The sequence below is a fragment of the Streptomyces saintjeani genome, from assembly GCF_055409605.1.
Genome location: NZ_CP189624.1, coordinates 7,936,396 through 7,959,452 on the forward strand (window position 1 = coordinate 7,936,396; position 23,057 = coordinate 7,959,452).

Genomic DNA, 23,057 nt, shown 5'->3' on the forward strand with positions numbered 1-23,057 from the left:
GGGAAGGCACCCCATGAAGATCAACCAACCGATGCTCTACGTCGGCCTGGGCGGCACCGGCGGGCTCGTCGGCGCCGAACTGGAACGCCGGCTGCGCGCCGCCCTGTGCGGCCCGGACGGCACCGCGCTCGCCTCGCGCGGCATCAACCAGCGCTACCAGCTGCCCGAATGCCTCCAGTTCGTGTACGCCGACTACAGCGAGGCCGAACTCGCCCGGCTCCCGCACCTGAGCGTGGAACCCGCGCTCCAGGCGGCGTACGCGCGCACCGCCCGCGCCACCCACGATCTCCTTCCCGGCTACGACAGTTCGCCGAGCGTGACGCGCGAACTGCGCGCCGCGATCCCGCGCGAGACCCGCGACTGGCTGCCCCCACAGGCCACCGAGCCGAGGATCACCCCGCTGCGCAACGGCGCGGGCCAGCTCCCCACGGTCGGGCGCGCCGCCCTGTTCGGGACGCTCCTGCGGGACGATCTGACGCCGGTGATGGGCCCGTTGCAGCAGGCCATCGACATCATCGGGCGCTCCGGCGGCGAGTTGAGCCGCCTCGGCGGCGGACCGATCTCCGGGTGCGACGTGTTCGTGGCGTTCTCCGTCGCCGGCGGCACCGGCACCGGGATCTTCCTGGACTACCTGCACTTCATCGGGCAGGCGTTCAAGGAGAAGAACTTCAGCGGCGCCCGCATCTACCCGCTGGTCGTGATGCCGTCCGCGTTCCCCCTCGCCAAGGGCGGCGGCCGGGACGCCGAACTCAACGCGGCACGCGCGGTGGTGGACCTGTTCCGGCTGGTCGACGAGCAGAACGTGCCTGTCGCGGACGACGTGATCGGCGACGTCGACCACGCCTCCGGGACCGCGATCCGCTACCCGCACGACCGCGTCGTACGCCTGGACGCCGGGGTCATGCCGACGGCGTTCCTCTTCAGCCGCACCGCCGGGATCCGCCCGGACGACCTGCGCCGGTCGATGGTGTCGCTCATCATGTCGCTGATCGGCGCCGAGCTGGGCGACGCGCCGGGGCGGGACGACGAGCACCAGACGTTCGCGTCCAGCTTCATCAACTCCGATGCCAAACGGCGTATCCGCGCCAAGTCGGGCATCGGTCACCGGGGCGTCTCCACGAGCCTCGTCGCCTCGATGACCGTCCCCCTGGAGCCCCTCGCCGACCTCGTCTCGGCGCGTCTGCTCGCGCACGGCGTGTCCCGGCTCGCGGACGCCTCCGCGCAGCACAGCCACGAGTACGCCGGGACGGTGCGCCGCATGTTCGCGGACGCCGGCCTGGAGGAGCTGTGGAACCGCGACCCCCTCCCGCCGCCCGAGGCCCGCCCCGCGCAGCGCGGCGGCGCCGGCATCGAGGAGTCCCTGACGACCCGGCTGCGCGAGATGCAGGCGACGCTGGAGGATCTACGGCGCCGGGTGGCGCGCCGCGTGCCGGTGCTCGCGGAGCAGTTCTCGCCGCAGACGGCGCTGGAGCGCGCCCTGCGCACCATGGACCCCTTCCAGGTCGAACGCGTCGTCAAGGGCGTCCCCGGCGACCCCGACCCGGTCACCCGGCAAGGTGTCCTCGGGATGCTGGAGGGCCGGGGCCGCGAACCCGGCGGCGGCGAGCACCGGGCCCTTCTCCCGCCGCCCGTACCGAAGTTCAAGGACGGCCTCGCCGCCCGCCTCGCCCGCACCCGGCACGACGAGCTGAGGGCGCGGACCGAGGCCGAGCAGAACACCTGGTACGCGGCGCGCACCAAGGCCATCTGGCACGAGGCGTGGCGGGCGGAGGAGCAGCGCTGGCGCCCCAAGGCCGCCGCCCTCACCGCCGAGATCGCCGCCCTCGTCGAGGCGTTCCACAAACACCGCGAGGAGGAGCCGCGCGCCTACAAGGCGCAGGTCCTGGAGCTGTACGACGACCGCACCGGCGTCTCCTACCTGCTGCCGCCGCAGAACAACCTCACCGATTTCTACGACGACCTGCGTGAACGCCTCACGAAACGCGAGAACTTGAGGGACAGCGACGACGAGGCGGCGCTCGTGCACGCGCTCGTCGACGCCGACGCGTGGCAGGCCGCGCGCACGACCGCCCGCCGCAACCCGGACGCGGCCGTCGCGCCCGTCAAGGCGGCGATCGAGCAGCGGATCAAGCAACTCTTCGCGCAGAGCGGCACGTTGCACGACGAGAAGCCGCTACTGCCCTCCATGGCCATGCTGCTGGAGGCGGCGGCCGGGGCCGGGGCCGCCGCCGAGTCCGTCGGGAAGGCCGCGCTCGACCAGTTCCGGTTCAAGATCGCCGGGCTGATCCCGCACGGCTTCGTCCCCGAGGGCGGCGGACCGCTCAAGGTCCTTGTCGTCTACCCGCGTTCCTCGGCGAAGGACACCGTCGAGGACTACCTCCGCAAGCACCTCTCGCTGCCGCGCGGGAGCACCGAGTTCAACGGTGTGGACACCGACTCGATCACCGTCGTCCTGTTCCGCCGCGAGATGAGCCTCACCGAAGTCCCCGAGGTCCGCAAGGTGCTGAAGCGCTGGGCGAAGGCACGTGAGACGGAGGTCGCGGCCGACTACCTCGACTGGCGCCAGCGCCTCGGACGCGGCGGGGAGTGGCTCGCGGCGACCGCCGAGGACCGCCGCGAGATCCTGCACCGGCTGCTGTGCGCGCTGTGGAAGGGGCAGGTCGAGGTCGTCGAGGGCACCGACCACGAGCCCGTGAAGGTCCTGGTCCGCCTGCACAGCAGCCTCCCCGACGACGTCACCACCGACGTCCCCGGCATCGAACTGCGCCTCGGCGACCGGGCCCGGCACGGCGTCTCCGGCTGGGCGAGGCTCCTGCACGCCTACGAACAGATCGCCCTCCTCACCGAGGACGCCGTCGTCGAGACGTACTGCCAGGCCCTCATGGAACGCAGCGCGAACAACCTCGGCGAGGAGCCCCACCCGCTGTACGCGTACGTCGTCGAGGAACTGGCGCCCCGTCAGATCGCCCTGATTCGCGACCGGTTGGCGCGCTCCGTGCACACCCCGGGCGAATGGGCCGACTCCCTCCTGGAGTTCTGGACCGACCTGCTGCCCGCCGCCCTCGACATCCCGTTCGCCGACAAGAACGCCGTCGCGCCGACCCTGCGCTCGCTGCGGCACGCGCTGCGCGAGATCGACGTCATCGAGGTGACGGACCGTCAGGAGCCGCGCGTCCGGGGCGCGTTCCCCTGGGACGACCGCCCCGACGCCGGGGAACCCCCGCGCGAACGGCCCCTGCCGCCCTTCGCCGGTGCCGCCGCCGGGTCCGACGGCTGGCCCGGCGAGGAACCCGACGCCCCGGCCCCCGCGTGGGCCGAGGCCCGCGAACAGGAGCCGGTCAGGCGCCCCGGCGCGGGCGAGGCCGGCGACCCGTGGAAGGACGTCGAATGACGAGCCCGGTCATCGTCCTCGACCTCAGGCAGGGCGCGAGCGGCCTCACGAACGCGGCCGGGCTGCGGTCCGCCGTCGCCGAACGGCTGCGCGAGGCGGGCCGGCCCGAACCCGCCGACGGCCACTACCGGTTCCTCGTCGTCGACACGCCCGCCGGGCTCGGGCTGCGGCACAGCGTGTACGAGCGCGTCATCGCCTACGGCAAGCGGACCTCCGTACTCGCCCTGGCCGTCGGGGAGCTGACACCGCCGCCGGAGCCGCCCGCGCCCACCGCCGATGCGTGGGACCCGCTCGCGGGGCCGTGGGACCCCGGGCCGGGCGACGGGTGGGGCGCTTCCCCGGGCTCCTCCACGGCACCGGCGTACGCGCCCGCCGACCCCTGGAACCCCGGCGCCCCCGACCCCGCCCGCCCCACTCACCACGGCCCCCGCCTCACCCGCCCCGCCGCCCTCCGGGGCGAGGGCTGCGGCCTCCTGTGGGCCGGCGACCTCCGCGCGGCCCGCACGGCGGGCGACCCCGACGTCACCCCCGACGACCCCCGCGCCCTCTCCGTCCTCGTCGACGTCCTGTGCGGCCTCTTCGACGACGTCCTCGACCGGCTCGCCGCCCTCACCGACTCCGCCGCCGTCCCCGCCGTCCGCTTCCTGGAGCACGACCTGTCCCCGGCGGCCCGCGACCGGGCCTGGACGGACGCCCTGCTGCGCCTCGCGGGCGACACCGAACAGCCGCTGCCGGAAGGGGTGCTGGACCTGGGCGACCTGCTCTCCGGAACCGGCGCGGACGTCCGCGCCACCCCGGGAGGCCGCCTAGACCGCTCCCGGAGACGCTGCGCCGACACCCTCGCCGCGCTCGCCCGCGCCCGCCGCACCGGCGCCGCCCCCGACGCACTGGCCGACGCGGTGGAGGCCCTGGAACGCCACCGCGCCCTGATCGCCGAGGTGTTGAGGTTCGAGGACCCGCCGACGGCGGACGTGACGGTCGCGCCGAGCGCGCTCACGCGGGAGGACCTCGCCCGGACCCTGCGCGTCGCGACCGAGCAACTCCTCGACCGGGGAACCCCGTTGCGCGCGGTGGCCGCGCAACTCGTCGCCCTCGGCGAGGAGATCGTCCCCGCCGCGAACACGGAAGCCGTCTCGGACATGGACCGCCGCTGCCCGCCCGACCGCATCTCCGGGATCACCCCGCACCAGCCGTACCCCGTCCGCCCCAGCCTCCCACTCGCCCTCCTCGCGGGCGCCGCGTCCGGGCTCGTACCGCTGGGCGCGCCGGTCGTGCTGGCCGCGGTCTGGGCGGGCCTGCGCAACCTCAGGGCCGGGCTCCTCGCGACCGCCGCCTTCGTCCCCGGCGTCGCGGCCGGCGTCCTCGTGGGCCGCGCGCTCGACCTGCCCGCCTGGACCCCCGTACCCGCCCTGGCCTGCGGACTCCTCGCCGCCCTCCTGCTGGCCCGGCTCGGCCGGCGGGCCGCCGCCGACGCCTGGTGGCGGACCTCCGGCGCCGACGGCACCGGCCGCATCCTCACCGACCTCGACGCCCTCCTCGCCCAGGGCGCCGCCCGCCGCTGGTGGGCCGCCGGGCACCGCCGCGACCTCGCCGACCTGGCCCGCGCCGCCGCCGGGGTCCTGCGCGCCGCCGCCGACACCGCCCAGGAGTGCGCGGGCGTCCCCCGGCCCCGGCAAGGGGCGTACGACAGCCTGGGGGAGGGCCTCAGGCTCGTCCCGCCGGAGCTGCTCGACCCGCCGACGGCCACCGGTGCCGACGTACCCCGCTGGCTGGGCCGCGAGGCCGGCGAGGGCGGGCCGGCGCTGGTCGCGACCCTGCGCGACGACCTCGACGCGGCCGTGCGCACCACCCTCAGCTGGAGCGCGTCCCGGACGCGCGGTGACGTACGCGCTCTGTTCGACGCGGCCCGGCGGCACCTCGACCGGCACGGCGTCGTCGCCCCCTCCCCGCACCGGCCCGACCGCGAACGCCCCGACACCGAGGCGCTGTTGGGGGTCGCCGCCCGCGACCCCGATGAAGATACGGACCTCGTCGAGCTGGTCACGCCGCAGCAGTCCGCGCTGCTCAGCAAGGACCCCGGCCAGGCCCGCCGCATCCGGTTCGCCCCGTACACCGCGCGCCGCCCCGCCTGGGCCGCCGACCAGCCCGTCCTCTTCCCCGGCCGCTACAGCGGCACCCTGCGCCTCACCCCCCTGCGCCACGGCGTCATCCACACCGTCCGCCGCACCGCCGACCCCGCCGACACCGAGGACACCTGGTGAACGACACACCCAAGGGCCGCCTGTCCTTCCTCACCCCGCAGGGCGTCCGCCGCACCGAGCCCGTGACCGTCGGCGAACCCCGCCGCCGCACCGTCCCGCCGCCGCTCACCGCCCGCGACGCACGCCTCGCCGACCGCCCCGTCGTCCGGCTCACCGCCGCCGACCCCGAGACCGGACCCGCCCGCCTCGAAGCCGAGGCCCGCGCCGCGCTCACCGTGCAGCGCGCCTTCGGCACCACCCCCTACCGCAGCCTGTTCCCGGCGCTCGTCGGCCACGACATGGACGCCGACGAGCCGTTCCTCCTCTACGAGACCCCGCGCGGCGAACCCGCCGCCCGCCTCTCCTACGGCATCTCCACCACCGAACAGCGCACCGTGGAACGGGACCTGGTGCTCGCCGTACGGCTCCTGGAGAGCGTCGGACTCGTCCACACGGGGCTCGTCCCGGCGGCCGTGCGCTGGGACGGCAAACACGTCCAGCTCTGGGACCTCGCCTCCGCCGCCCCGCTCGGCGCACCCCGGCTGCCCGCCGGGACCCCGCCGTACGCATCTCCCGAGCAGCGCCGGGGAGTCGGCCGCGGCGACGCCCGCGACGCCCTGTGGAGCGCCGCGCAGATCGTCTACCAGCTCGCCGCCGGGCACCCCGGCGACCCGGACGGGCCGCCCGCCGACCTCGCCTCCTACCGCTCCCTCGAACTCGGCGACGCCTTCGCCCCGTCGGCCGACGCCCGCCCCGAACCCGCCCTGGTCCTGGCCCGGTTGATGCCGGGCCCCGACCCGGCCGCGCTCGCCGAGGCCCGCCCCGACCCCCTCGAACCCCACCGGCAGGAGTACGACCGCGCGATGGAACGCAAACGCAGGGCCGCCGGCGTCGTCCCCGACCGGCCCCCCGTCCCCGCCGAGCCCGGGCCCGCCCGGCGCCGCACCTGGTTCGGCGGGAGGGCCTACTGAGATGACCGCCCACGAACGCGTCCTGTGCCCCTACTGCCTCGACCACGTCCAGTACGACGAGTCCCGGCTGCACCGCCGCACCGAGACCTTCAGCTACGAACGCCTCGACCCCGCCGACCTCGTCAGCCCCCTGCGCCGCGCCGACGTCCTGCGCTCCGCGTTCCAGGCGTGCGCCGGCGCCGAGGGCGGCGAACCCCACTTCGTGCCCGTCCCCTACCTCACCAACGGCCGCCCCTTCACCGTCGCCATGATCGGCGCCTCCGGCAGCGGCAAGAGCCACCTCCTCACCCAGATGGTCGCCGAGGTCATCGGCGGCGGCCTCGACCCCTACGGCGTGCGCTGGCAGTCCGTGAACCCCGCCGACCACGCCGCGTTCGTCCGCGAACGCGTCGTACGGCTGCGCCAGGGACGGCAGTTGGAGGCCACCGGGCAGACCTCGTTCGCCGAGTTCGTCGAAGCGCTCCTGCTCACCGGCGCCGACCGGCAGGTACGGCCCGTCGCCTTCTTCGACCTCGGCGGCGAGGACCTCATGCGCACCGACAGCCTGCTGCGCTTCCTCCTCGGCGTCGACGCCCTCGTCTTCGTCGTCGACCCGCTGCTCGCGCTCAAGCTGCCCCACCTCGACGAGCCCCGCAAGGACGCCGGGCTCGAACTCACCGGCAGCGACCCGGCGTTCGAGACCGTCCTCGACCGGCTCCCGCTGCGCGACGGCTACCTCGACATCCCCTGCGCGCTCGTCGTCGGCAAGGCCGACCTGCTGCGCTTCGAACCCCCGGTGGACCGCTGGCTCGGCCAGGACTCCTCGTACGACCCCCGGCTGCTGCGCGAGGAGAGCCGAGACGCGTACGCCTTCCTGCGCCGGCACGCCGACCCCGGCTGGCTGCGGCCCTTCGACAGCGCCCTGCGCTGCACCCTGCACTTCGCGTCCGCGACCGGGGGCAGCGCGCGCGACAGCCACTTCCCCCAAGGGGTGCGCTCCCGGCGGGTGCTGGGGCCGCTGGTGTCCATCCTCGCGATGTGCGGGATGTTCACGAAGGAGACGGCCGCGGGGGGTGTCGCCGGTGGCGGACTCCGCTGACGCCGACCTCCTGCTGTTCCGCTGGGAGGGCAACCGCGACCGGTACGGCACCGGGATCGCCGCCGGCGCGCACTCCTGCGGGGAGGCGCGGGCCGAGGAACTGCGGCTGCTGCTGGCGCCGTTGCTGCGGGTGGAGGGCGCGCAGAGCCGCCGCTCCAACGTCGTACGGTGCTTCGACCCGGCCACCGGCGACGCCGTCGTCGTCCACCGCCGGCCCGCACTCGACGCGCGCGGCCGGGAGTCGACCGTCTCCCGCGCGCTCGTCGGCGACCCCGCGCTCCTCACCGCCCGCGACTCCGTCACCCTCGCCGACCAGCACTGGGAGTGGCTCGGCGTGCCCGACGACGCGTCCGGGAAACTGGAGCGGGTGCCCGCCTCCGCCGTGCGCGGGCAGTTCGCGGAGGCGTTTCCCCGCTACCTGAACAACGTCGCCTACATCCGTACGCCGCTCGAAGTCGCCGTCGCCCAGCTCATCCGGACCCCGGGGCACCGGCTCACCTTCCTGCGCCGCGAGGTGCAGAGCCTGGAGAAGGCCAGTTATGCGCCGCTGCTCATCTGGGGGGTGTGCGCGATGCTGGGGGAGTGGCTCGGGGACACGTCGTTGACGTACGCCAGCTTCGACACCCAGGCCGACGCGCGGCTGCGGCTCGTCTGCGTGCCGGAGTGGCCCCGGTCGGCGGTGGGGGGAGTCGGCGTGGAACGGATCTCCTTCGCGCAGGCGCCCCGGGACGAGGCCCGGCAGGTCGCCGCGCGGCTCGTGGAGCTGTTCCTCGCCGAGCCGGAGAGGCCGGAGGCGCTCGCGGCGGTGCTGCGGGGATGTCCGGGGCCCGGGGACATGGGGGCGGGGGAGCGGCTGGACCGGCTGATCGGGGGGTTGGTGGTGGGCGGGGGAGAGGTGCGGGCGGTTCCGGGGGTGGAGAGGGGGCCCGAGGCGGTGCCCGGGCGGGAGTCCGAGGTGGCGTCCGGGCGGGGGCCCGGGACGGTGTCCGAGGCGGTGCCCGAGGTGCCGGCCGAGCCGGAACCCGTACCCGTAGTACCCGTAGTACCCGTAGTACCCGTAGTACCCGTAGTACCCGCGCCGGAGCCGGCACCCGTATCCCCGCTGGTCATCCCCGTACCTTCCGTAGTACCCGTCCCCCCCGTGGTCCGCGCGGCTCCCATGGACCCTCCGCACCCCCCACCCCCCGACCCGCTGCCCCCCGTCGCCGCCTACGTCCCCGTCGACCCCCTGCCCGTAGTACCCCCCCTCCCCAAGTCCTACGACCACCCCGCCCCGCAGCTCCCCGCCCCCGAGCCCCCGCCCCGTGCCGACCGTCACCTCCCCCACCGCACCCGCCGCCTCGGCCGTCTCGTCAAGTACTCCTCCCCGGAGTGGTGGCGGCAGCGTCCCACCCGGGAGGCACCCGGGCCCCTCCTCACCCGGCTGACGGGACTGGACCGCCTGTCCGACGGCACCCTCTGCGGGGAACTCGCCCGCCCCGACCTGTCCCCCCGGGCCGCGCAGGAGATCCTGCGGGCGCTGGAGCGCCGGACCAGGTGGCGTACGTTCGCTGAGGCCGTCACCCTCGCCGGGACCGTCTTCGGCCACGGCATGTTCCTGCGGAGCGAGTGGCGGGCGGCGCTCGCCGAGGAGGACCCCCGGCACGGGGGAGTCGCGGGCGCCGTACGGATGTTCCGCTGGGCGGTGCTGCCGTACCTGGGCCGGCCGGAGCTGGAGGCGAGGGTGGCCGGGATGCTGGCACCGCTGGCACACCGACAGCCGCCGGAGGTACGGGAGTTCTGGCGCCGGGCGCTGTTCGAGCAGGACCCCGCGCCGGAGCTGCCGGCCGTGCTGTGGCGGGAGCTGGCGAGGACCCGGCCGTGGGAGGAGCACCGGTCCGGACCGGTACCGGATGAGCTGAGCCCTGTCATCGAGTTCGACCACCCGGCCCCGGCGGACCACGTACCTCCTCAGTCGTACCCGGTGACTACCCCCGCCCCTCCCGTCCCTCCCCCCACCCGCGCCACCCACCGCACCCCCTCACCCCCCGACGACACCGCGAAGGTCGTCACGATCGCCCTCGCCCTGCTCGCCCTCTTCGTCCTGCTCATCCTCCTGTTGGGCCGGTAAGCCTCTTACCCCCCTCCGACCTCACCGCCCCCACCCGTACCCGTCGCCTTCACGCCACCGCCACCCACCCCACCCCGCTCGTTCGGACCCCCTCGCGACACTCCTGGCGCACGCATTCCGACACGAACCGGCCGGCAGACGTCCGCCCAGGTCGAGAGGGACCCCCATGTCAGAGGTCAACCGGCGCCGCTTTCTCCAACTCGCGGGTGCCACCACGGCGTTCACCGCGCTGTCCGGGAGCATCGAGCGGGCGGCGGCGCTGCCCGCGAACCATCGGACGGGGTCGATCGAGGACGTCGAGCACATCGTCGTCCTGATGCAGGAGAACCGCTCCTTCGACCACTACTTCGGCCGGATGAGCGGCGTACGCGGCTTCGGCGACCCGCGCCCGGTCGTCACCCGCCAGGACGGCAGGCCGGTCTGGTACCAGTCGGACGGCAAGAAGGACGTCCTGCCCTTCCGCCCCGACCACGACGACCTGGGCCTCGCCTTCGTCCAGGACCTCCCGCACGGCTGGAACGACGGCCACGCCGCGTTCGACGGCGGCAAGTACGACAAGTGGGTCCCTTCGAAGGGCTCCACGACGATGGCGTACCTGGAACGCGGCGACATCCCCTTCCACTACGCGCTCGCCGACTCCTTCACCATCTGCGACTCGTACCACTGCTCGTTCATCGGTTCCACCGACCCCAACCGGTACTACCTGTGGACGGGGCACACCGGCAACGACGGCAAGGGCGGCGGCCCGGTCCTCGGCAACGACGAGGCGGGGTACTCCTGGACGACGTACCCGGAGCGGCTGGAGAAGGCGGGCGTCTCCTGGAAGATCTACCAGGACGCCGGTGACGGTCTCGACAAGGCGGGCGGCTGGGGCTGGATCCAGGACGCCTACCGGGGCAACTACGGTGACAACTCGCTCCTGTACTTCACCCAGTACCAGAACGCGAAGCCCGGCGACGCCCTCTACGACAAGGCCCGCACCGGCACCGACGCCAAGAACGGCGAGGACTACTTCGCGCGCCTCAAGGCCGACGTCAAGGCGGACAAGCTCCCGCAGATCTCCTGGATCGTCGCCCCCGAGGCGTTCACCGAGCACCCCAACTGGCCCGCGAACTACGGCGCCTGGTACGTCTCGCAGGTCCTCGACGCGCTCACCTCGAACCCCGAGGTGTGGTCGAAGACGGCCCTGTTCATCACGTACGACGAGAACGACGGCTTCTTCGACCACGTCGTACCCCCCTTCGCGGAGGAGGGCCGCTCGACGGTCGAGGTCGGCACCGACGTCTTCAAGGGCGACGCCGCAGGGCACGTCCCCGGCCCCTACGGGCTCGGCCAGCGCGTCCCGATGATCGTCGTCTCGCCCTGGAGCAAGGGCGGTTACGTCTGCTCCGAGACCCTCGACCACACCTCGGTCATCCGGTTCATGGAGCGCCGCTTCGGCGTCCACGAGCCCAACATCTCGCCCTGGCGGCGCGCGGTCTGCGGCGACCTGACGGCCGCGTTCGACTTCTCCCGCAAGGACGTCCGCCCGGTCACGCTGCCGCCGACGGCCGGGTACGCGCCCGCCGACCGTAACCGGCACCCCGACTACGTCCCGACCCCGCCGGCCCACCCCGCCCTGCCCCGGCAGGAGCGCGGCCACCGGCCCACCCGGCCCCTCAGGTACGCGCCCAGCGTCGACGCGAAGACCGGCTCCGGGGCGCTGACCCTGACGTTCGCCTCCGGGGCGCATGCCGGGGGAGCGTTCCTCGTCACCACGCCCGGCGTAACTCCCCGGAGCTACACGACCGGCGCGGGCAAGAAGATCTCCGACACCTTCACGGGCGCCTCCTACGACCTCACGGTCCACGGGCCCGCCGGCTTCCTGCGCACCTTCAAGGGCGAGACCGCGCACACCGGCCCCGAGGTCGTCGCCCGCCACGTCGGCGACCACGTGGAGCTGACCTTCACCAACAAGTCCAAGGACACGGTCGAACTCCGCGTCACCGACGCGTACCGCTCCCGTACCACCACGGTGAAGCTCCGCCCGAAGGCCGTCATCAAGCGCACGGTCGAGACCGGCAAGGGCCACCGCTGGTACGACCTGACGGTCACCTCGCACGCGTCCTCCACGTTCCTGCGCCGGTTCGCGGGGCACGTGGAGAACGGCCGGCCGGGGGTCAGCGACCCGGCGATCATCACCGAGTAGTCGTACCCGGGTAGTACTGCGGGACCACTCACCCGAGGGGGGCGGTCCCGTAGTACCGGATCACACGGGCGGGGCGGGGCTACAACGCCGTCAGCTGGCCCGGCCCCGTCGTCGGGCGCGGCAGCATCGCCGGTTCCTGCGACGCCGACTCCGGCCGCAGCGCGAGGACCGCGGCGACGGGGTGCTCGTCGTGCGGGACGCCGTCGGGTTCGGGGAGCGCGATGTGGTCGGGTACGACGATGTCGCCGGGTACGCCGTCGTCGTGCGCGACCTCGCCGGTGCGCTCGACATCCTCGTACCGATCGGAATCCTGTACGCCGCTCCCGGCGCCCTCCGTCTGCGGCGTCGCCCGGGACAGCAGCACCACGCCTCTGCCCGCCAGCCCCGCCCCCGCGGCGGCGACGAGGATGCCCCCGGCGCCTCCCTGGAGGCTCTCGCCCAGCAGGGTCAGGCCGATGACCGCGGCGGCGACCGGGTTGGAGAGCGTGACCATGGAGAGGGGCGCGCCGAGGCCGTCCTGGTAGGCGGTCTGGGAGAGGAGCAGGCCCGCCGTCGCGAACGCGGCGACCAGCAGGGCGATCCCCAGGACCTGGTACAGCGGCAGCGACCCCGTGTCGGTGAGCGCCACCGTCACTGTCTGGGTGAGCGCCGAGGCGACCCCGGAGGCGATGCCGGACGCGGTCGCGTGCCGGAGGCCGGGCTTCGCGCCGGGCTTCGCCAGGAACGCGATGACCGCGACCGTGGCGCTCGCGACGGCGATGGACTGTGAACCGTCGAGCGTCCTCTCCGGCGCGGGCCCCGACGCCACGACGAGGATCGCCGCGAGCCCGGCGAGGGTGTACGACGTCCCCCGCCACTCGGCCCGGCTGACCTTGCGCCCGGCGATCCGCGCACCGAGCGGCACAGCGGCGACGAGCGTGAGCGCCCCCAGCGGCTGCACGACGGTCAGCGGACCGTAGTTCAGCGCGACGACGTGCAGCAGCGCACCGCCCCCGTTGAGCAGCACGGACCCCCACCAGGCACCCCGCCGGACCATCCGCATGATCCCGGCCCCGGACGACCGGGACGCGAGCCGCTCCTGGGCGACGGCGGCGGCGGCGTACGCGACCGCGGAGAACAGTGACAGGACGACCGCGACGAGGGTGGCGTTCATCGGCCCGCTCCCACGAGTTCCTTGACGGGCTCGGCCGTCGTCTCCGGTACGGGTGGTACTTCAGGGGTACGGGTCCTGGGCGGCTGGACGAAGGCCAGCGCGACCGCGAGCAGCGCGCCCGCGACGATCGCGTCGAGCCAGTAGTGGTTGGCCGTCCCGACGATCACCAGCAGTGTCAGAGCGGGGTGCGCCAGCCACAGCCAGCGCCACCGGGACCGCGTGGCGACGATCATCCCGATCGCCAGCATCAGCGCCCATCCGAAGTGCAGCGACGGCATCGCGGCGAACTGGTTGGAGAGGTGGTCCGTCTGCGGCGGCCCGTACACGGAGGGCCCGTAGATCCGCGCGGTGTCGATCAGCCCCGTACCGGACAGCATCCGGGGCGGCGCCAGCGGAAAGAGGAGGTGGCCGACGAGCGCGGCCCCGGTGACGGCGGCCAGCACCCGCCGCGCCCACACGTAGTGCGCGGGACGGCGGAGGTACAGCCAGACCAGGAAGGCGAGCGTCGCGGGGAAGTGGACGGTCGCGTAGTACACGTTCGCGGCCTTCGCGAGGCCGTCCCCGTGCAGCAGGAGGCCCTGCACGTCGACCTCGGAGGGGAGGCGGGCCCAGCGTTCGAAGTCCCACACGTGATGCGCGTTGCGGAACGCTTCCCCGGTATGGCCGGCCGCCAGCTGACGGCCGAACTTGTAGACGAGGAAGAGCCCTGCGACCAGCAGCAGCTCGCGGACTATCGGAGGCCGGGCCGCTGTGGACCCCGCTCCCTCTCCAGGCTCGGTGCGGGCATTCATCCCCATGCCTTTTCGTTCACGGTGGTGCGCTGCGACGGTGGCCGCAGTGTCGATACGAAAGCGTATCGATACGACAGTGTACCGATACGATCGAGTACCGGTACACTGGAGTATCGATTGACGTATGCCACATCGATCCGATCACCGGACCGGGAATGAAACGGAGAAGAACGATGACGTCGCAGGCCGCGGAGGTGCCGGAGACGGCTGCGTCGCGCCGCTCCAAGCTCACGCCCGAACGCGAGCAGGAGTTCTTCGACGCCGTCCTCGAACAGCTCCGGGCGTGCGGGTACGACGCCGTCACGATGGACGGCGTCGCCACGAGCACGCGGTGCAGCAAGTCCACGCTGTACCGGCAGTGGAAGACGAAACCCCAGTTCGTCGCCGCCGCCCTGCGCTCCTGCCGGGAGGTCCGCTTCGCCGGTATCGACACGGGCTCCCTCGCGGGCGACCTCCGCGCGGCGGCCCTCGTGGGCACGGACTCGGCGGGCAAGGACACGGCGCTCATGCAGGCGCTGGGCCACGCGGCCATCCAGGACCCCGAACTCCGCCAGGCCCTCCGGGAGACGCTGATCGAACCCGAGGTCGAGGCGGTCCGCCAGATACTCCGCCGGGGCGTGGAGCGCGGCGAGATCCCGGCCGACCACCCGGCGCTGGAGTTCGTGCCGGTCCAGCTGTACGGAGTGCTGCGCGTCCGCCCGGTCCTGGAGGGCAAGGAAGCGGACCCGGACTATCTGCTCCGCTTCGTGGAAGCCGCCGTCCTGCCCGCCCTCGGCATCCCTTAGACCCAGGTCGGACGTCCACGGGATGACTGGACGCCGACCTGCCGCGCCGCACCGTGGGGACGGGGGCGGCGCACCACCCGGCCGGGTGGGACCCCTCTTGAGCGGAGAGGGGTCCCACCCGGCCGACATTTTCCGGGGCCGTCGGAATTTTCCGGGGCCGGAATGTCCCGAGGGCCGTCAGATGTCGTGCCCGCTGCCTCCGCCGGAGGCCGGCTTGACGCCCGTGGTGATCTGGTCGATCACCGCGAGTTTCTGGTCCGCGTCGACGCCGAAGCGCAGGACGACGAAACGGGTGGGGTCGGCCGGGGACGGGAACGCCACGGACTCCACGATCCCGTCCGCGCCCTTGCTGGTCACCGCCTTCCAGCGGACCTGGTAACCCTTCTGCCCGGCGACGGTCACCGCCTTGGACGCGAGGACCTCGTGGGAGGTGATCGCGCCGTACGTGGTCCCGCCGTACGACTGCTCGGCGTTCGCGGAGATGTCGGCCTTGGCGACCTCCTCGGCGGTGGACCCGGTGCTCCTCAGCGCGTCCGCGGGGGCGGAGTAGACGCCGCCCTTCGTGCAGCTCTTGGACGTGTCGCCGGGGCAGGGGTAGGTGGCGTCGGAGTTCACCTGCGCACCGACGCCCATCTGCTGCCCGGTCCAGCCGTCGGGGATGGGGATGCTGATGCCGTTGACGGTGTCGGTGACGGCCCCGCTCTTGATCTCGGGCGCCTCGGACTGCCCGGGAGCGGGACCCCCGCCACCAGAACCCCCCGAGCCGCCGGACCCGCCGGACCCTCCGCCGTTCCCCCCGAAGGGCCCGCCCTGCCCGCCGCCAGGCCCCTGCGCGGTCCCGGGCCCGTTGCTCCCCCCACTGTCCTTGGTCAGCGCGTACACCCCGACCCCGATGCTCGCGAGCACGGCGACAGCGGCGGCGACGGCTATCCCGATCCGCACACCGGTCCGGGACCCGCCCCCGGGCGCGGCGGGATACTCGGGCTGTCCCGGATAGGGGGCCTGCCCGGGGTACACGGGGTACCCCTGAGGCGCGGTGGGATACCCGGAGGCGAGCACGTCCCCCTGACCGCCCCCGTAATACCCGGGAGCTCCGGTACTAGTACCGGAGAGCTCCACCCCCGAGAACTCGGCGGGCCCCACGGCCCCCACAGCCCCTGGGGACTCCGCGCTCTTCTCGAACCCCACACCCGGCGCGGAGTCTTCGCGCTCCTCGTCGGTCGCACCCCCTTCCCCGGAATGCTCCGAACCGCCCGTCGACGGCCCCGGGGAAGCGGAGTCGTCCGGCTCCACCGCCGCCGCATCCACCCCCGCCCCCACGACCCGGGTCCGTTCGGTCCACGCCCCACCGTCCCACCACCGCTCGGAGGAAGGACCGTCACTCGTCTGCCCCGGGTCGGGGTACCACCCGGGTGGTATCGCCTGCGTCATGCCCCCACCGTATGAGGCATCGGTGAAAGCCGTATGAGAGGAAGCCCCCGGGCACCGGGGAAATCCACCCGGCATGGCGCGATCTCGCCGCCCGACGCCCCGTCAACCCGGCTCCCCGCACACCGGAGTTGACCCGCGCCCCCATCCGGCGCAGGCCGCGAGGCCCCCGTACCCCACCCCGATGTCACCCACCCGGGGAACGCCTCCCCGGACCGGCCCCTAAGACCCCTCCCGTGCGGCTAGGCTCAAGGTTTGTACGTCGTTCGGGCGACTCGGGGAGGTAACGGGATGACGGAGGCAGGGCCACAGCCGGCCACCTCGGCCTCCCTGTGGGAGCGCGACGCGGAAGTCGTCACCATCGCCCGGGCGGTGGCCGACCTGCGCGACGACACGCCTTCCCGGGGCCGTCTTCTGGTCTTCCGGGGCGAAGCGGGCCTCGGCAAGACCGCGCTGCTGACCGAGACCCGCCGCCAGGCGGAGGCCGCGGGCTGCACGGTCTGGTCCGCGCGGGCCGGCGAGACCCTCCGCTCGGTCCCCTTCCACGTCGTACGCCAGCTCCTGCAACCGGCGCTCCTGTCCCTCATGGAGGAGGAGGCCCGCGCGTACCTGGGCGACTGGTACGACATCGCGGGCCCGTCCCTGGGCCTGACCCGACCGGGCCTGACCCCGAGCGACCCGCAGGGCGTGTTCGACGGCCTGGTGGAACTCGTACGGCGCCTGGCGATCCGCGACTACCCCCTGGTCCTGCTGATCGACGACGCGCACTGGGCGGACCAGGAGAGCCTGCGCTGGCTGGCCGCGTTCGCGGAACGCCTGGCCGACCTGTCGGTCCTGGTCGTCGTGGCGCACCGCCCCGGCGAGGCGGACGAGGCGGGAACGGCGTACCTGAGGGCGGTGGACGACCTCGCGGGCGACGCCGTACGCGGCCTGACGGTCCTCTCCCCGCCCGCCGTCGCGGAGCTGACCCGCGCGACGCTCGGCGACCGGGCGGACGACCCGTTCTGCCGCGAGGTGTGGGCGGTGACCGGCGGAAACCCGTACTACACGGTCGAGCTGCTCGCGAAGGTCCACGACCGGGACCTGGAACCGACGGAATCGGCCGCCGAGGAACTCCGCGCCATCAACAAGGCGGCCCACGACGGCGGTTTCCTCGCCCACCTCGAAGGGCTCGGCATCGAGGCGACCCGCTTCGCGTGGGCGGCGGCCATCCTCGGCACCGGCATCTTCGTCGACCACGCGGCCGGCATGGCGGGCCTCGGCCGCGACAAGGCCGACCAGTGCGTCGAGGTGCTGCGCACCGCCCGTATCCTCACCGCGCCGGGCCCGGCCGACGACGGCGACCTCGTCTTCGTGCACCCCCTGATAGCGACCGCCGTCTACAGCAACATCCCCGAGTACCTGCGCGGCGCGATGCACGGCGTCGCCGCGAAGGTCGTCCTGGACGCGGGCCGGGGCATCGCCGCCGCCTCCCGCCACCTCCTCGAAGTGCACCCGGAGGGCGACGCCGACCTCGTCGAACAGCTCCGCGAGGCCGCCCGCGCCCACCTCTCCGTCGGCGCCCCCGACGCGGCCCGCCGCTGCCTGGAACGCGCGCTGGAGGAACCCCCGGCCGCCAGGGTCCACGCCCAGGTCCTGTACGAACTCGGCTGCGCGACCCTCCTCACGTCCCCGTCCCAGACGGTCGCCCACCTCAGCCGCGCCCTCGAACTCCCCGGCCTGGAAGGGGAGTCGCGCGTCGACGCCGTATGCCGGCTCTCCCAGGCCCAGATGCACAACAACGAGCTGGACGCGGCCGTCCGCACGGTCCGTACGGAAGCCGCCCGGCACGAACCGGGGCCCGCGCGGATGCGGCTGACGGCCGTCCAGTTCATGTGGGAGCGCCTCGTCCTCGGCGAGGCGTCCGCCCCCGGCAGCTCCGAACGGCTCGCCGAACTCGCCGCGACCTGCACGGGCCGCGACAACGGCGAACGCGCGCTGCTCATCCTGCGCGGCTTCGACGCGACGTGCCGGGGCGAGAACGCGGAGGAGATCGCCGAACTCTGCGACCGCGCCCTGGAGAACGGCGGCCTCGCGCCCGGCATCGACTGGACCGGCACCGAGTGGGGCATCGAACTGCCGATGATGCTCGCGTCCGCGTACGCCTACACGGACCGCCTCGACCGCGCCGACACCCTCTTCAACGGGGCCCTGCGCGCGTACACCTCCGCCGGCTGGAGCGGGGGCCATCTCTCGCTGGCCCACGCCTACCTGGGCCTGGGGCTGCGTCGCCGGGGCCGCTTGCGGGAGGCGGAGGAGTCCCTGCGCGAGGCGCTGCGCCTCGCGGAACGCGTGGGCCGGGGACTCCCGCTGTACTGGTCGGCGATCTGCAACCTGGTCGATGTCCTGCTGACGCGGGGCCACACCGAGGAGGCGTGGCGGGTGGCGCAGCAGTACGACTTCGTCGCGCCCTACCCCTCGACGATCGTCCTCCCCGACCCGCGCTCGGTCCGTGGCCGCCTGCTCCTGGCGGTGGGCCGCACCACGGAGGGCATCAACGAACTGGAGGAGGCGGAGAAGGCGGCAGCGGCTCGGGGTCACCTGAACCCGGTGATGGTCCCCTGGGCGGTAGACCTGGCCCGAGCCCTGTCGACGCAGGACCCCGCCCGAGCCTCCCGCCTGGCGGCCGACGCCCGCACCCGAGCGGAACGCCTGGGCACGGACACGGCGATCGGAGAAGCACTGCGCTGCGCGGCGGCACTGGAAACGGGCCAGCGGGCGGTCCGCTTGGCAACGCAGGCGGTCACCTACCTGGAATCGTCCCCGTGCCAGTACGAACACGCGGCGGCACGGATCGAGTACGGCGAACTGTCCCGCTCGACGTCGGAACTGAAGAGGGGCCTGGAGCTGGCCCGCTCGTGCGGGGCGGACGGCTTGGTACGCCAGGCGGAGGGGGCGTTGGCGGCTCTGGAGTAGGGGTGCCTTCGCAGGGGGCGGGGCTGTATTGATGCGCGGCTACAGCCGCGTGGGCGCGGGACCAGCCACAACGGCGCCGCACCAGCCCCTCACGAGTCCACCCGCACAGCTCGCCACCACCCACTCACCCCGCCTCTTCCTCCGCCAAAACCCTCTGCGCCACGGCGAACGCCGAATTCGCCGCAGGCACCCCGCAGTAAACAGCCGTCTGCAACAACACCGCCCCGATCTCCTCCGGCGTCAGCCCGTTACGCCGAGCAGCCCGCACATGCATCCCCAGCTCGTCGTAATGCCCGTGTGCGACAAGTGCCGTCAGCGTCACAAGACTCCGCTCCCGCCGGGACAACGTCGGATCAGTCCATATCTCCCCCCACGCATACCGGGAGATGAAGTCCTGAAACCGCGCGGTAAACGGCGACTGCCGCTCCTGCGCCCGATCAACGTGCGCATCCCCGAGTACCTCCCGCCGCACAGCCATCCCCAACGCGGCCCCACCCCCAAGATGCGCACGCAACGCACTCAACACGGCGTCGGGACACTGCACAGGAGCAAGATGCGCGGCCCCGGGAATCTCCACCAGCGTCGACCCGGGAACCCCGTCGGCGATTTCCCGAGCGTGGGAGGGAGGCGTAGCCGGATCCTCCCGCCCGGCGATCACCAGGGTCCGTGCCTGGATCTCCCCGAGCCGCTCCCGTACGTCGAAGGAGGCAAGGGCATCACAACAGGCGGCATACGCACCGGAATCGACGACGGCAAGGTCCCGCAACAACGCGGGCACCCGAAACTCCCCGGCGAACCACCGCCCGGCGGTGCTGTCGAGAAGCCACTCCGTGCCCTCTTTCCGTACGCGCGAGGCCCGCTCCTCCCAAGGAGCGGCCCCACCGAAATGCGCGGAGGAACACATCACGGCCAACGAGGAAACCCGCTCGGGATACTCCAGAGCCAACTGCATCCCCACAGCCCCACCAATGGACACCCCGGCATAAGCAAACCGCTCGATCCCCAGGGAATCCGCCAACCGCACAACAAGCGCGGCAAGTTCACTCATGCTCGCCCCGGCGGAGACCAACTCCGCCGCAGACCCCCCGTGCCCGGGCAGATCCCACCGCACGACCCGATGCGTCACGGACAACTCAGGCGCGACCTGGTCCCACAAGGCGTACGAGGTCCCCACCGAAGGCCCCAGCAACAGCGGCGGAGCCGAAGGCGCCCCCTCGGCACGATGGTTGAGCAGCTTCTCGGTCAACGTCGCTCCAACGCACGATCGGTGAGAACACCGGCAAGCCCGGTATAACGAACAGGATCGGCAAGGTCCGAAAGATCAAGCCCCTTCAACTCGGCCTCGTCCGAGAGGAGTTCCACGAGAGACCGCCCCTCCGTATAGGTCCGCCGGGCAAGGGAGGACAACAGCTCCTTGGCCCGCCCCCGCCCAAGAACAACGGCCAGTTCGGCGGCAAGCCGCTCGGACACGATCAGCCCATGCGTGAGCCCGAGATGCGAACGCATCACCTCGCCCAACACCCGCAACCCCTCGACGAGTTGCACGGCATCCCGCGCGGCCCCGCCGACGAGCCGCAGCAGATCCCTGAGCGGCTCCCACTCGGCATGCCAGGCCCCCGCAGGCCGCTCGTCCTCGGCGACGAGCGCCCCGTACAACGTCGCGGCAAGCTGCGGCGCACGCCGAGCCGCGGCCGAAATCAGCGTGGACCGCACCGGGTTGGCCTTGTGCGGCATGGCGGAGGACCCACCCCCGCTGCCCTCGGCGACCTCCCCGACCTCGGTGCGCGCGAGCGTCAGCACATCGACGGCGACCTTCCCGAGCGCCCCCGAGGTGAACGCCAGCGCCCCGGCGAGATCCGCGACCGGCGTCCGCAGCACATGCCAGGGCAACTCCGGCTCCCGCAGCCCGACTTCGACGGCGAAGGCCCCCGGCAGGGAGTCCACATCACCGGCGCCGTACACGGTGAACGCGGCCAGCGTCCCCGCCGCACCCCCCAGTTGCGCGGGCAGCGAGTGCCGTACGGAGGTCAGCCGGTCCCGCGCGTCCAGCACCAGGGACCGCCAGCCGGCGGCCTTGAGCCCGAAGGTCGTCGGCACGGCGTGCTGGGTGAGCGTGCGGCCCGGCATCACGGTGTCGCGGTGGGCGGCGGCGAGGCCGGCCAGCGCGTGCGCGGTGCGGTCGAGGTCGGCGAGGACCAGGTCGAGGGTGCGGGCGGCGACCAGCATCGCGGCGGTGTCCAGGATGTCCTGGCTGGTGGCACCCCGGTGCACGTACGGCCCGTACTCCGCGCCGACCGCCGCCGTGAGGTCGGCGACCAGCGGGATCACCGGATTCCCGCCCGCGCGGGCGCGCTCGGCGAGGGCGCGCACGTCGAAACGCGCCGGGTCGGCCGCCTCGGTGACGGCGACGGCGGCCTCGGCGGGCGCCAGGCCCAGCGCCGCCTGCGCGCGGGTCAGCGCGGCCTCCGCGTCCAGGAGGGCCCGCAGGTACGCGGCGTCGCTCGTCGCGGCTGCGGCCGGGGAGCCGGTCCAGCCGGGGGCGAGCAGGCCGGCGTCACCCACCTGCTCACCCGCCTCGTCGCCCACCTCGTCGTTCACCGGAACTCCAGGAAGACCGTCTCGCCCTCGCCCTGGAGCCGTACGTCGAACCGGTACGACCCCGGCCGCCCGTCCTCGGCGGCGACCAGCGTGCCGCGCCGCTCCGGCTCCAGCCGGGTCAGCAGCGGGTCGACGGCGTGCGCGGCCTCGTCGCCCGGCAGGTAGATCCGCGTGTACAGGTGCACCAGCAGCCCGCGCGCGAACACGCACACACTGACGTACGGCGCACTCGCCCCGCGCGCCGCCGGGCGCAGCGTCCGCGCCGACCAGTGCCCGTTGCTGTCGGTCTGGACCCGGCCCCACCCGGTGAACTCCACGCCGTTGCGCCCCAGGAACCCGCCGGTCGCCGGGTCCCTGCGCATCGACCCGTCCACGTGCGGGATCTTGCCCTCGGGGTCGGCACCCCACAGTTCGAGCAGCGCGTCCGGCAGGGGGTTGCCCTCACCGTCGTACACGTACCCCTGGAGTGTGATCGTCCCCGGATGCCCCAGCGGCGCGATCTCCCCACCGCCGGGGAACGGCAGCGCGTGCCCGTAGAACGGCCCCACGGTGTGCGAGGGCGTCGGCAGTACCGCCCCGCTCGTGTCGATCCTCATCAGCGCCCCTCCTCCATCCACGTCGCCCGCGGCCCGTCCAGCACGATGTCCCACCGGTACCCCATCGAGAACTCCGGCACCGACAGCCCGTGGTCGTACGTCGCGACGAGCCGCTGCCGCGCGGCGTCGTCCGTCACGGACTGGATGATCGGGTCGTACGGAAACAGCGGATCGGCGGGAAAGTACATCTGCGTGACCAGCCGCTGGGTGAACGCGCTCCCGAAAAGGGAGAAGTGAATGTGAGCGGGCCGCCAGGCATTCACATGCTGCCGCCAGGGGTAGGGCCCGGGCTGAATGGTGGTGAACTGATAGAACCCGTCCTGATCGGTCAGGGTTCGCCCGACCCCGGTGAAGTTCGGGTCCAGCGGAGCGTCATGCTGCTCCCGCTGATGCGCATACCGCCCGGCGGAGTTGGCCTGCCAAATCTCGACAAGCTGCCCCCGCAAGGGCTTTCCACCTCGATCGACAACCCGCCCGGACACGGTGATCCGCTCCCCGACGGGCTCTCCGTTGTGCTGCCGGGTCAGATCATTGTCGATCTCGGTGATGTCCCGCTCCCCGAAGGCGGGGGAGGAGAGTTCGACGAGTTCGGGATCTTTGCTGGTGTCGATGGAGACGAGGGGGTGCTTCGGATGGCGCAGGACGGATGAACGATAGGGAGCGTAGTCACGCCGGGGATGATGCTCGACGGGAGCCCCATTGCCGATCCGCTTCTCATAAGCGGCGTGCTCGGCGGCTATTTCGAGGTCAATGTCATGCTGGGTGAGAGTCAT

General features: G+C 73.2%; 15 protein-coding genes. 8 read left to right on the forward strand and 7 right to left on the reverse strand.

Translation table 11 applies throughout. The annotated features are described in order from the left end of the window. Nucleotides 1–13: 13 nt before the first annotated feature. From ACQCO7_RS35775 to ACQCO7_RS35800, 6 genes are all read left to right on the forward strand, one after another. A complete protein-coding gene (locus ACQCO7_RS35775; RefSeq protein WP_464075697.1) occupies nt 14–3,391 on the forward strand; it encodes a tubulin-like doman-containing protein in 3,378 nt (1,125 codons plus the stop codon). Further along, the gene (locus ACQCO7_RS35780; RefSeq protein ID WP_464075698.1) at nt 3,388–5,652 is read left to right on the forward strand and encodes a hypothetical protein; all 2,265 of its coding nucleotides are present in this window, start codon (nt 3,388–3,390) and stop codon (nt 5,650–5,652) included. Before ACQCO7_RS35775 ends, ACQCO7_RS35780 begins: the two co-directional genes overlap by 4 nt. After that, nucleotides 5,649–6,602, forward strand: a complete 954-nt coding sequence (locus ACQCO7_RS35785; protein WP_464075699.1) for a protein kinase family protein — start codon at nt 5,649–5,651, stop codon at nt 6,600–6,602. Before ACQCO7_RS35780 ends, ACQCO7_RS35785 begins: the two co-directional genes overlap by 4 nt. Nucleotide 6,603: 1 nt before the next feature. Beyond that, complete coding sequence (locus ACQCO7_RS35790; protein WP_050375232.1) at nt 6,604–7,680, forward strand: hypothetical protein; 1,077 nt, start codon at nt 6,604–6,606, stop codon at nt 7,678–7,680. Next, nucleotides 7,664–9,790 (forward strand): hypothetical protein, encoded by a 2,127-nt coding sequence (locus ACQCO7_RS35795; protein WP_464075700.1) that lies wholly within the window; start codon nt 7,664–7,666, stop codon nt 9,788–9,790. Before ACQCO7_RS35790 ends, ACQCO7_RS35795 begins: the two co-directional genes overlap by 17 nt. A 166-nt stretch (nt 9,791–9,956) precedes the next feature. Further along, entirely contained in the window at nt 9,957–11,978 is a 2,022-nt protein-coding gene (locus ACQCO7_RS35800; RefSeq protein WP_464075701.1) for a phosphocholine-specific phospholipase C, read from the forward strand. Nucleotides 11,979–12,057: 79 nt separating this feature from the next. Here ACQCO7_RS35800 and ACQCO7_RS35805 read toward each other — a convergent pair whose 3' ends face one another. Next, nucleotides 12,058–13,131, reverse strand: coding sequence for a DMT family transporter (locus ACQCO7_RS35805; protein WP_464075702.1), 1,074 nt, complete (start codon nt 13,129–13,131; stop codon nt 12,058–12,060). Further along, nucleotides 13,128–13,922, reverse strand: coding sequence for a phosphatase PAP2 family protein (locus ACQCO7_RS35810; RefSeq protein ID WP_464075703.1), 795 nt, complete (start codon nt 13,920–13,922; stop codon nt 13,128–13,130). Before ACQCO7_RS35810 ends, ACQCO7_RS35805 begins: the two co-directional genes overlap by 4 nt. A 173-nt stretch (nt 13,923–14,095) precedes the next feature. Between ACQCO7_RS35810 and ACQCO7_RS35815 the strand changes: the two genes are divergently transcribed. After that, nucleotides 14,096–14,707 (forward strand): TetR/AcrR family transcriptional regulator, encoded by a 612-nt coding sequence (locus tag ACQCO7_RS35815; RefSeq protein ID WP_464075704.1) that lies wholly within the window; start codon nt 14,096–14,098, stop codon nt 14,705–14,707. Between the two features lie 177 nt (nt 14,708–14,884). Here ACQCO7_RS35815 and ACQCO7_RS35820 read toward each other — a convergent pair whose 3' ends face one another. Next, nucleotides 14,885–16,138, reverse strand: coding sequence for a DUF2510 domain-containing protein (locus ACQCO7_RS35820; RefSeq protein ID WP_464075705.1), 1,254 nt, complete (start codon nt 16,136–16,138; stop codon nt 14,885–14,887). A gap of 288 nt (nt 16,139–16,426) precedes the next feature. Here ACQCO7_RS35820 and ACQCO7_RS35825 point away from each other — a divergent pair, with 288 nt between their 5' ends. Further along, nucleotides 16,427–19,090: an ATP-binding protein gene (locus ACQCO7_RS35825; RefSeq protein ID WP_464075706.1), complete on the forward strand. Its 2,664-nt coding sequence runs from the start codon at nt 16,427–16,429 to the stop codon at nt 19,088–19,090. Nucleotides 19,091–19,214: 124 nt separating this feature from the next. Here ACQCO7_RS35825 and pcaDC read toward each other — a convergent pair whose 3' ends face one another. From pcaDC to pcaH, 4 genes are read right to left on the reverse strand one after another with little or no spacing between them, the layout of a single operon-like run. Continuing rightward, nucleotides 19,215–20,336: a bifunctional 3-oxoadipate enol-lactonase/4-carboxymuconolactone decarboxylase PcaDC gene (gene pcaDC / locus ACQCO7_RS35830; RefSeq protein ID WP_464075707.1), complete on the reverse strand. Its 1,122-nt coding sequence runs from the start codon at nt 20,334–20,336 to the stop codon at nt 19,215–19,217. Further along, nucleotides 20,333–21,688, reverse strand: a complete 1,356-nt coding sequence (gene pcaB / locus ACQCO7_RS35835; protein ID WP_464075708.1) for a 3-carboxy-cis,cis-muconate cycloisomerase — start codon at nt 21,686–21,688, stop codon at nt 20,333–20,335. Before pcaB ends, pcaDC begins: the two co-directional genes overlap by 4 nt. Then, on the reverse strand, nt 21,685–22,287 hold the full coding sequence (gene pcaG, locus ACQCO7_RS35840) for a protocatechuate 3,4-dioxygenase subunit alpha (protein ID WP_464077371.1): 603 nt from the start codon (nt 22,285–22,287) through the stop codon (nt 21,685–21,687). Before pcaG ends, pcaB begins: the two co-directional genes overlap by 4 nt. Continuing rightward, entirely contained in the window at nt 22,284–23,057 is a 774-nt protein-coding gene (gene pcaH / locus ACQCO7_RS35845; RefSeq protein ID WP_464075709.1) for a protocatechuate 3,4-dioxygenase subunit beta, read from the reverse strand. Before pcaH ends, pcaG begins: the two co-directional genes overlap by 4 nt.